General features: G+C 67.3%; 10 protein-coding genes. 8 read left to right on the forward strand and 2 right to left on the reverse strand.

What is annotated here, in order from left to right; all coding sequences use genetic code 11:
• Both QMX83_RS17530 and QMX83_RS17535 read left to right on the forward strand, forming a co-directional pair.
• Positions 1–431: hypothetical protein (locus tag QMX83_RS17530; RefSeq protein WP_282297928.1), on the forward strand; the 431-nt coding region annotated here is incomplete at its 5' end.
• A 97-nt stretch (positions 432–528) separates the two neighbouring features.
• Positions 529–978 carry a PA2169 family four-helix-bundle protein gene (locus QMX83_RS17535; RefSeq protein ID WP_282297929.1) on the forward strand — a complete coding sequence of 150 codons (450 nt, stop codon included), beginning with the start codon at positions 529–531 and terminating at the stop codon, positions 976–978.
• Between the two features lie 73 nt (positions 979–1,051).
• Here the strand turns inward: QMX83_RS17535 and QMX83_RS17540 are convergent, their stop codons facing one another.
• Together QMX83_RS17540 and QMX83_RS17545 are read right to left on the reverse strand one after the other, a co-directional pair.
• Positions 1,052–1,810 (reverse strand): hypothetical protein, encoded by a 759-nt coding sequence (locus QMX83_RS17540; protein ID WP_282297930.1) that lies wholly within the window; start codon positions 1,808–1,810, stop codon positions 1,052–1,054.
• A gap of 18 nt (positions 1,811–1,828) precedes the next feature.
• Positions 1,829–2,635, reverse strand: coding sequence for a hypothetical protein (locus QMX83_RS17545; RefSeq protein WP_282297931.1), 807 nt, complete (start codon positions 2,633–2,635; stop codon positions 1,829–1,831).
• A gap of 212 nt (positions 2,636–2,847) precedes the next feature.
• Between QMX83_RS17545 and QMX83_RS17550 the strand changes: the two genes are divergently transcribed.
• The 6 genes from QMX83_RS17550 (at position 2,848) to thrC (ending at position 9,722) form a co-directional block, all read left to right on the forward strand.
• Positions 2,848–3,612 carry an AraC family transcriptional regulator gene (locus tag QMX83_RS17550; protein ID WP_282297932.1) on the forward strand — a complete coding sequence of 255 codons (765 nt, stop codon included), beginning with the start codon at positions 2,848–2,850 and terminating at the stop codon, positions 3,610–3,612.
• 36 nt (positions 3,613–3,648) lie between these two features.
• On the forward strand, positions 3,649–4,599 hold the full coding sequence (locus tag QMX83_RS17555; protein ID WP_282297933.1) for a DMT family transporter: 951 nt from the start codon (positions 3,649–3,651) through the stop codon (positions 4,597–4,599).
• Positions 4,600–4,725: 126 nt separating this feature from the next.
• Positions 4,726–4,863, forward strand: coding sequence for a hypothetical protein (locus QMX83_RS17560; RefSeq protein ID WP_282297934.1), 138 nt, complete (start codon positions 4,726–4,728; stop codon positions 4,861–4,863).
• Positions 4,864–4,949: 86 nt separating this feature from the next.
• Positions 4,950–7,475 carry a bifunctional aspartate kinase/homoserine dehydrogenase I gene (gene thrA, locus QMX83_RS17565; protein ID WP_282297935.1) on the forward strand — a complete coding sequence of 842 codons (2,526 nt, stop codon included), beginning with the start codon at positions 4,950–4,952 and terminating at the stop codon, positions 7,473–7,475.
• An 11-nt stretch (positions 7,476–7,486) separates the two neighbouring features.
• Complete coding sequence (locus QMX83_RS17570) at positions 7,487–8,398, forward strand: homoserine kinase (RefSeq protein ID WP_282297937.1); 912 nt, start codon at positions 7,487–7,489, stop codon at positions 8,396–8,398.
• Positions 8,399–8,432: 34 nt separating this feature from the next.
• Positions 8,433–9,722, forward strand: coding sequence for a threonine synthase (gene thrC / locus QMX83_RS17575; RefSeq protein WP_282297936.1), 1,290 nt, complete (start codon positions 8,433–8,435; stop codon positions 9,720–9,722).
• Positions 9,723–9,814 lie beyond the last annotated feature (92 nt).

Below are 9,814 nucleotides of genomic sequence, written 5' to 3' on the forward strand. Positions count from 1 at the left end.
GGCGACGGTCGTGCGACCGTACCAGCGAACGGACCATCGCCGGGAAGCGGAGCGTGGTCAGCGAACGGATCATTGTCGGGAAGCGGAGCGTGGGCAGCGAACGGATCATTGTCGGGAAGCGGGGCGTGGTCAGCGAACGGATCATTGTCGGGAAGCGGGGCGTGGTCAGCGAGCGGATTATTGTCAGGAAGCGGGGCGTGGTCAGCGAGCGGAACATCGTCAGAGCGCGAAGCCGCGAAGTCAGTGGGCGGATCGTCGTCAGCGAACGGGATTCCGCCGCCGATACAGGGCATCACCGGCTGCCCGTAGTCACGGCGACTTCGATTGCGTCGTTGCTGTTCGTTCGTGAATCCTTCAGATGTTGCTGCCTGTATAGCCGGTTTGCATACACGTCGAACACATGCGCTTTGCACGATGCAAACATCGCGTAAGCGGCGTGATTTCGAGGTCACGCGCACTTCATTGCGACTGCGGAAAAGTGGCTCCACCCCAACGGGTCATTCCACTGAATCGCAGGAGACGCATCACGTGAGCATCCAGTCTGAAACCACCAGCACCCTCAATGACCTGATCGAAATCGCCCGCGACGGCAAGGACTTCTACACCGAAGCGGCCGGCAAGGTGAAGGACGCTGAACTGTCCGCGCTGTTCACCCGCATTGCCGGCGTCAAGTCGAACATCGTCACCTCGCTCAGCAGCACCGTTGCCGCTGCCGGCGGCAAGCCGGCCGAGCACGGCACCATGGTCGGTTCGATGCAGCAGTTCTACGGCAAGGTCCGCGCCACCTTGGGCGACACCCAGTACGGCTATGTGGCTGAGCTGGAAGAATCCGAAGACCGTCTGCTGAAAGCGTTCAAGGACGCCGCCACCGACAACGATCTGCCGCCGGCGGCGCGCCAGGAAGTCACCCGCCTGCTGCCGCACGTGCAGGAAACCCATGCGGTGATGCGCGACCGCAAGCATGCAATGAAGCACTGATTTCTTCGGTGCGGTAAGACAAAGGCCCCGGATTTCCGGGGCCTTTTTCGTATGGGTGAAACGGCGATGGTGCTCAGCCCGCGGGGTACACCGAGAGCACGTCGCAGCGCTCACCCGCGGTCACCAAGGTGTCGCGCAGCACGGCAGCGCGCTCGCTGGCCTGGGGCTGCTCCTGCACGATGATCACATCGCCCGGGTTGCCACAGATCAGGCTGGTGCCATAGCCGGACTTGAACTGGATCGCCGGTGAGTGCATCAGGGCGCGGCAGTTGTTGGCCACCTCCACCACGTATTCGCGGTTACCGCCTGAGCGACGTGGGTTGGTCTGCACGATGAAGCCCTTGGCATTGTCGCCGTAGCTGCGCACGTGGCGGGTGTCGAAGCAGTACGAGGGTGACCCGCGCAGGGTGCGCTTGGCTTCGCTCACGTTCACGGTGGGGAGGGTGGTCAGCGGCGAGCGGTCTGCCTGGCGAGCGATGTCGGCGAAATCGCGCCGGCTGATCTGCTGCACGGTGGCAATCGCGCAGTCGCGCCCACCGGCGCGCACGAATTCGTTGCCGGTGCCGCACACCTGGCCGTCCTTTGCCAGAATCTTTGGCTTGCCTGCGGCCATCAGCCCCGGGCACTCGTTCTGGAAGTTGACCTGCCAGGTGGTCTGGTCTGAGGCAAGCAGGGCAATGCTGTTGGGGGTGATCTGCTTCATCTCCTTCAGCTCACGCGCATCCATACACGCGGCAGGCGCGGCCTGGCTGGTGGACGCAAAAGCGAAGCAGAGGGAAAGCGCCAGCAGGGCGGCGTGCGGGCGCGAGCCCGTCAGGGAGGATATGGTCAAAGCAGTACTCCGGGTAGATCAGCCAGCGGGATACACCGCCAGCACATCGCAGCGGTCACCCACGCCGATGTCGGCCTTGCGCAGGCCCTCGTTGCGGTCAAGGAAATAGTCTTCGGCGAACGGCGGGTAGTTTACCGGGTCGTTCACCACCACCACGTCGCCGGGGTTGCCGCAGATCATGCTGGTGCCGAAGCCGGAACGGAACTGGATCTCGGGCGAGCGCACCAAGGCGCGGCAGTTGGCTCCCACCTCAACCACATACTTGCTGTGCCCGCCGGAGCGCTTGGCGTTGGTTTGCACCATGAAACCTTTGACGTCGTCGCCATAGCCACGCACGTTGCGGGTGTCGAAGCAGTAGGAAGGAGAGCCACGCAGGGTGCGCTTTTCTTCCTTCACGTTCACCGCGGCCAGCATGGGCAGCTTGGCACGGTCGGCCTGGCGGGCTTCCACGGCGAACTCGCGCGGGGTGATCCGCTGCACGGAGGCGATGCCACATTCGCTGTTGTCCAGCAGCACGCGTTCCTTGCCCGTGCCGCAGACCCAGCTGTCGTCGCCGACGATGCGGGGGTTGGTCGCGTAGGTCACGCCGGGGCAGCTTTCCTTGAACGTCACCCGCCAGGTGGACAGGTCGGCGGCGCGCAGCGACACGCTGGTGTCGGACACCTGATTCATTTCGCGTATGGCGCGGGTGTCCATGCAATGTTTGGCCGGAGCGACCCGTTCGGGCAGCTGGCCCGGCAGCGGACTGGTGGTGGGTTCGGCGCTGGCCAGCGGGCTGGCGGCCATGGCCAGGGCGAGCAGGGCGGAGAGGCGGGACTTCGTCATAGCGGCACTCCATTGCTGACAGGACGAAGCTGAATATAGCACTGGGAAATTTGGGGGAGGTTACAGAGGGGGCTTGGGGCCTGCGCGAAGAGCAGCCGGGCAAGCCCGGCTCTACGAGACCCCGGGTCGTCGCTGCAGCGGGTCCCTGCGTTGCAGCGCGGCGGTTGGCGGCGCAGACTGGCTGTCCTGTCTGGGTTTGACCACGCATTGCCATGTCGTCCGCCGCCTTCAACCTGCGCCGTTACGGGCCGTCCTCCTCGGTGGACCGGCACGATGTGGCGCAGTGGGTGGTGCCGCTGCAGGGCGAACTGGCGTTCGAGCTCGAGGGGCGGGGCAGCCGCCTGGATGTGCTGCAGGGGGTCTTCGTGGCCCCCCATGCAGGGCATGCGCAGACGGCCACGGCGAATGATCGGTTCCTGATCGTGGACTGCCCTTCGGCGATGTTCGACGACGACACGCTGGAGCGCTTGAACGGTCACCCCACGTTGGCTCTGCCGGCGGCCGTGCGGGCGATGGCGCAGCGGTTGGCGGCGTTGCCGGGAGAGGCGGTGGAGGAGCGGATTGTCGAGCGCGAGTTGCCGGTATTGATGCAGGCATTCTCGCTGGCCGGCACCGCCACGCGCCTACAGGCGGTGTGTGCGCGGATCGCGCAGGCTCCCGGCCAGGAATGGCCGGTGGCGCGTATCGCGGAGGCGGTGGGGGTGAGTGGTAGTCGCCTGCATGCTTTGTTTCAGCAGGCGTTTGAGCTGAGCCCGCAGGCGTGGCTGAGTGGCTGCCGGTTGCGCTGGTCGCGTGCCCAGCTGGTGGAAAGCGACGCTTCGATTGCGGAGATCGCACAGCGGGCGGGGTACTCGGAACAGAGTGCATTGACCCGGGCGTTGCGGCGGGAGTGGGGGATGACGCCGGCGGAGTACCGGCGGGTACATCGGGCTCCCGCAGGAGTCTGGGTCAAGAGTTCTGTCCCGCATTGCCCCTAAACTCCCGGCTCCCCCCACCCGGAGCCGCGCTGTCAGATGAACCGTTCAATGGGCGTTGGCATTGCCAATGGCGTCGCCGCTGGCGCGTTGTGGGGCGTGGTGTTCCTGGCTCCTGCGGTGCTCAGCCAGTTCAGCGCGGTGCAGTTGTCCGCCGGGCGCTACCTGGTCTACGGGCTGATCGCGATCGTGCTGCTGTTCCCGCGCTGGAAGGAACTGCGCACGCGCATTGGCGCGGCCGAATGGAAGGGGCTGCTGTGGCTCAGCCTGGCCGGCAATCTGGTGTATTTCGTGCTGCTGTCCAATGCGGTGCAGTGGGCCGGCGGTGCCGCCGCTTCGCTGATCGTCGGGCTGATACCCGTGGTGGTGACCCTAGTCGGCGTGCGCGAAAAGGGCGCGGTGCCGCTGCGACAGCTGGCTCCTGCCCTGGCGCTGTGTGTGCTGGGCGTGGCGCTGGTGGGTTATGAAGCGCTGCAGGCCGAGCATGCCGAAGGTTCGGTGGGGCGACGTCTGCTGGGCTTGCTGTGTGCCTTCGGGGCGCTGTTCTCCTGGGCGCTGTACTCCATCGGCAACAGCCGCTGGCTGGCCCGGCGGCCGGATCTGTCCGGGCACGACTGGTCATTGCTGACCGGCGTGGCGACCGGCGGGCTGGCGCTGCTGCTGGTGCCCAGTGCATTCGTACTGCCGTCGGCCAGCGTGCAGACTTCCAGCGACTGGGTCTGGTTCTGGGTGATCAGTGCGGGCGTGGCGGTGGTGGCCTCGGTGGTGGGCAATGCGTGCTGGAACCGCGCCAGCCAGAACCTGCCGCTCACCCTGACCGGGCAGATGATCGTGTTTGAGACGCTGTTCGCGCTGTTGTACGGGTTCGCCTGGCAGCAGCGCTGGCCGACACTGATGGAGCTTCTGGCGATTGCGTGTCTGGTGTCCGGGGTCTTGTTGTGCGCGCACGCGCATCGTCCGCCCCGTGCCATTGCCGAGCACGTCGGCTGAAAACCGTTGTGCGGCCTGGATGGTCACATTCGTAACGTTTTCAACGACATTGCGCGCAGACCGTCGCTTGGGTTTTTTGCGGCGCAACACTTGACAAGCCGCCCGGCGGCGGTGTTTTCTTGGCACATGGTCCTGATCGCCGCCACCGCCACGCTGCTCGCCACCGCCCTCATCGGCGGCGCGAACGCGTCTGGTCGCACCATCGGCACCACCACCATTACCACCGGTACCACTCGTCCGGTGCGGTCCGTCGTCTTCGCGTAACTTCCGAAAACCACGGCCCCGCACCAGACCAGGTGGCGGGGAATTCCCTTCAGCCTGGATGACGCGGGGCCTCACCAGAGGTCAACATGTCCATCGCTGCCGCTCCATCTTCTGACGTCGCCGCTGCTTCCGCGCCGCTTTCGCCGCTGAAAGTCGCCACCGCCACGGTGGTGCACAAGTTTGGCGGCACCTCGGTGGCCGACGCCGAGCGCTACCGCCATGTGGCCCAGCTGCTGCTGGCCCGCGACGAGGCCACGCAGGTCACGGTGGTGTCGGCGATGAAGGGTGTCACCGACGCGCTGATCGCATTGGCCGAACGCGCCGCCGAAGACGCACCGCTGTGGCGCGACGACTGGCATGCACTTCGCGCGCGCCATCGTGGCGCAGCGGTCGCGCTGCTCGGCGAGCATGCCGGCCCCACGGTGGAATGGCTGGACGCGCGCTTCGACCATCTGGCCGAAGTGCTGGCGGCGCTCGGCGTGATCGGGGGGCTGCCGCCGGAAGTGCTGGACCGCGTGCAGGGGCTGGGCGAGGTGTACTCGGCACACCTGCTGGGGCACTACTTCCGCAGCATCGGGCACGACTGCGCGGTGCTGGATGCGCGCGAGGTGCTGGTGGTGGATCGCGGCGAGCTCGGCGTGGACGTGGACTGGGTACAGAGCGCGCAGCGGCTGGCCGAATGGCGCGAGGCACACCCGGGCAACCGCGTGGTGGCCACCGGCTTCGTCGCCCGTGACCGTCGCGACCGCATCACCACGCTGGGCCGCAATGGCAGCGACTATTCCGGCGCGATCTTTGCCGCGCTGTTCAATGCCGACGAACTGCATATCTGGACCGACGTGGATGGCGTGCTGTCGGCGGACCCGCGCGTGGTACCCGAAGCGGTGCAGTTGGACGCACTGAGCTACGACGAGGCCTGCGAGCTGGCCTATTTCGGGGCCAAGGTCGTGCACCCGCAGACCATGTCGCCCGCCATCGAGCGCGGCCTGCCGATCATCATCCGCAATACCTTCCAGCCCGATCACCCGGGTACGCGGATCACCGCAGAGCGCACGGTGTCGGGACCGATCAAGGGGCTGACCCTGAGCCCTGACCTGGCGCTGTTGAACCTGGAAGGCACCGGTCTGATCGGTGTCCCGGGCACGGCCGAGCGCGTGTTTGCAGCACTGCGCAATGCGCATGTTTCGGTGGTGATGATCTCGCAGGGATCTTCGGAACATTCGATCTGCTGCGTGGTGCGCCAGGCCGAAGCGGCAGCGGCGCGAGCGGCGCTGCTGCAGGCCTTCGCGCATGAACTCAGCGTGGGCCAGGTGCAGCGCGTGCAGCTCACCGACAATGTCAGCGTGCTGGCGGCGGTGGGCGATGGCATGGCGGGGCAGCCGGGCGTGGCGGCGCGGCTGTTTGAATCGCTGGGGCGCGCGCAGGTCAATATCCTGGCCATCGCGCAGGGCTCCTCCGAACGCAACATCTCCGTGGCGGTGGACAGCGGCCAGGCCACCAAGGCGCTGCGCGCGGCGCATGCGGGTTTCTGGCTGTCGCCGCAGACCTTCTCGGTCGGGGTGATCGGGCCGGGCAATGTGGGCGCGGCACTGCTGGACCAGCTGCTGGCCACGCACGGCGGATTGCTGGCCCGCGCCAACGTGGACCTGCGGCTGCGCGCGGTGGCCTCGCGCAGCCGCATGCGGCTGGAGCCGCGCGGTCTGAGCGGTGACTGGCGCGCGGCGTTGGCGGGGCAGGGCGAAGCGTCGGATCTGGATAAATTCACCGATCATCTGCTCTCCGCACACCTGCCGCATGCGCTGATCATCGACTGCAGCGGCAGTGCAGATGTTGCTGAGCGCTACGCCGGCTGGCTGGCCGCCGGCATCCATGTGGTCACCCCGAACAAGCAGGCCGGGGCCGGCCCGCTGGCGCGCTACCACGCCATCCGTGACGCAGCGGCCACCAGCGGTGCACGCTTCCGCTACGAAGCCACGGTCGGTGCCGGCTTGCCGGTGATCACCACGCTGCGCGACCTGGTCGACACCGGTGATGAGATCCTGGCGATCGACGGCATCTTCTCCGGCACGCTGGCTTGGCTGTTCAACAAATACGATGGCCAAGCCCCGTTCTCGCAGCTGGTGACGGAAGCGCGCCGGCTGGGCTACACGGAACCGGACCCGCGCGATGATCTCTCCGGCGTGGACGTCGCGCGCAAGCTGGTGATTCTGGCGCGCGAGGCCGGTCGCGAGCTGAGCCTGGAACAGGTGCAGGTGGAAAGCCTGGTGCCGGCCTCGCTGCGCGAATCCAGCGTCGCGGACTTCATGGCGGGGTTGGTCAGCGTGGACGCGGCCTTTGCCGAGCGGCTGGCGCAGGCGCGTGCACGCGGCGCGGTGCTGCGCTATGTGGCGAGCCTTTCGAACGAGGGGGCGCAGGTGGGTCTGGTGGAGCTGCCGTCCAGCCATGCCTTCGCCAATCTTCGCCTGACCGACAACGTGGTGTCGTTCACCACGCGCCGTTACTGCGACAACCCGCTGGTGGTGCAAGGCCCGGGCGCAGGCCCGGAAGTGACCGCAGCCGGTGTGTTTGCCGATGTGCTGCGGGTGGCTGCGGGTGAAGGAGCGCGTCTGTGAGTGAAGGCAGCATGGCACGCGCGTTTGCGCCGGCGTCGGTCGGCAACGTGGCGGTGGGATTCGACATTCTGGGCCACGCCATTGCGGGTGTGGGCGACACGGTAAGCGTGCGGCGCATTGCCGAGCCCGAAGTGCGCATTGCCGCCATTCGCGGTACCACCGTGGATCTGCCGTTGGAGGCGGCCGCGAATACCGCCGGTGCGGCGCTGATCGCGCTGCGCGAGGCGCTGGCGTTGCCGTACGGATTCGAGGTGGAGATCGACAAGGGCATTCCGCTGGGTTCCGGCATGGGCGGCTCGGCCGCTTCCTGCGTGGCGGCCCTGGTGGCGGCCAATGCGCTGCTGGAGGTACCGGTCTCGCGCAAGGCGCTGTATCCGTTCGCGCTTACCGGCGAAGCGGTGGCCAGTGGTGGCCGGCATGGCGACAACCTAGGGCCGATGCTGCTGGGCGGCCTGGTGCTGAGCACGGCCGACCAGCTGGTCTCGCTGCCGGTGCCGGAGGCGTGGCACAGCCTGCTGGTGCATCCCGATGCGATGCTGGAAACGCGTCGGGCGCGCGCCGCCTTGCAGGGTCACTACGCGTTGTCCGAGTTCGTGGCACAGAGCGCGAATCTGGCGCTGGTGATCAGTGGGTGCTACAGCGGCGATGCGGGACAGGTGCGCGCGGGGCTGCGCGATGTATTGGTGGAGCCACGCCGTGCATCGTTGATTGTGGGCTTTGAAGCGGCGCGCGATGCGGCCTTGGCGGCGGGCGCAATGGGGGCCAGCATTTCCGGTGCCGGGCCCAGTGTGTTCGCATGGTTCGAGCAGCGCGCCGCGGCCGAAGCGGCGCGTGCATCGGTGCAGCAGGCCTTTGCCGATGCGGGTTTCGACAGCCAGGCGTGGGTGTCGCCGTTGAATGCGCCGGCGGCGCATCTGCTGTGAGCGCAGCCTTGTCTTTCTTCTTCCAGGATCGTCCATGAATTTCGTTTCTACCCGACACGCCGCGCCCGCCGCTTCGCTGAGCCAGGCGCTGGCCGCCGGTCTCGCTCCTGATGGCGGCCTGTATGTGCCGGAAGTGCGACCGCAACCGCAGGCATGGTCGGCGCGCGGCAGCCTGGCCGCCAACGCCGAGGCGGTGCTCGCGCCGTACTTTGCCGGTGATGCCTTGCAGGCAAACCTGCGCGAATTGTGCGAGCAGGCCTTTACCTTCCCGGCTCCGCTGGTACCGCTGTCCACGCCGCAGGACCATGTGCTGGAGCTGTTTCATGGCCCCACGGCGGCGTTCAAGGACTTCGGCGCGCGTTTCCTGGCGGCCAGCCTGTCGCGGTTGCAGCGCGACCAGAGTCGCCCGCTGACCATCGTGGTGGCGACCTCCGGAGACACTGGCGCTGCCGTTGCCGCCGCCTTCCATCGTCAACCGGGCATACGCGTGGTGGTGCTGTACCCCGATGGACGCGTCTCTCCGCGTCAGGCACATCAGCTGGGCTGCTTCGGCGACAACATCCACACGCTGCGCGTGGCGGGCTCGTTCGATGATTGCCAGGCGATGGTCAAGCAGGCGCTGGGCGACGAGGAACTGCAGAAGCAGGTGCCGCTCAGTTCGGCCAACAGCATCAGCCTCGGGCGTTGGTTGCCGCAGATGAGCTATTACGCCGACGCGGCATTGAACCACCATGCGACCACCGGCGAGGTGCTGAACCTGGTGGTGCCCACCGGGAATCTGGGCAACGCGATGGCGGCGGTGCTGGCGCGCGGCATGGGTCTGCCGATCGGCCAGATCGCGCTGGCCACCAATGCGAATGCGGTGCTGCCGCGCTTCTTCCACGGGGCCGCCTATACGCCCGCGACCAGCGTGGCGACCTTGGCCAATGCGATGGATGTGGGGGCACCGAGCAACTTCGAGCGGCTGCGTTGGTTGTTTGGCGAGGACGACGTGGCGCTGCGCGGCGCGTTCCGGTCGGAATCGGTGGATGACGCGGCGATCCGCGAGGTGATCACCCGCCGCTACGCCGAAGCAGGGGAGGTGTTCTGCCCACATTCGGCGACTGCGGTGCATCTGCTTGAGCAGCTGCGGGCCGAAGGCGTGCAGGGGCACTGGGCGGTGGCGGCGACCGCCCACCCGGCCAAGTTCGAGTCGGTGGTGGAACCGTTGATCGGACGTGCGCTGGAGGTGCCGGTGGCGTTGGCGGAACTGTTGGAGCGGCCGGCCAAGGCGGAGGCGTGTGCGCCGGAGTATGCGGCGTTGCGCGAGGTGTTGCTGGGGTGACCGCTGTGGTGAACCGCTGTGGTGAACCGCTGATGTAGAGCCGGGGGGGGGCGGCGGGGGGGGTTGGGGCGGCCCGCCCCCCCGCCCGCCCC

The sequence above is a fragment of the Stenotrophomonas sp. PS02289 genome (genome assembly GCF_029960115.1).
Classification (GTDB): Bacteria; Pseudomonadota; Gammaproteobacteria; order Xanthomonadales; family Xanthomonadaceae; genus Stenotrophomonas.

Coding starts and splice junctions, on each gene's coding strand:
- QMX83_RS17545 (WP_282297931.1), bottom strand. CDS start 2,635: ATGACGAAGTCCCGCCTCTCCGCCCTGCTCGCCCTGGCCATGGCCGCC.
- QMX83_RS17550 (WP_282297932.1), top strand. CDS start 2,848: ATGTCGTCCGCCGCCTTCAACCTGCGCCGTTACGGGCCGTCCTCCTCG.
- QMX83_RS17555 (WP_282297933.1), top strand. CDS start 3,649: ATGAACCGTTCAATGGGCGTTGGCATTGCCAATGGCGTCGCCGCTGGC.
- QMX83_RS17560 (WP_282297934.1), top strand. CDS start 4,726: ATGGTCCTGATCGCCGCCACCGCCACGCTGCTCGCCACCGCCCTCATC.
- thrA (WP_282297935.1), top strand. CDS start 4,950: ATGTCCATCGCTGCCGCTCCATCTTCTGACGTCGCCGCTGCTTCCGCG.
- QMX83_RS17570 (WP_282297937.1), top strand. CDS start 7,487: ATGGCACGCGCGTTTGCGCCGGCGTCGGTCGGCAACGTGGCGGTGGGA.
- thrC (WP_282297936.1), top strand. CDS start 8,433: ATGAATTTCGTTTCTACCCGACACGCCGCGCCCGCCGCTTCGCTGAGC.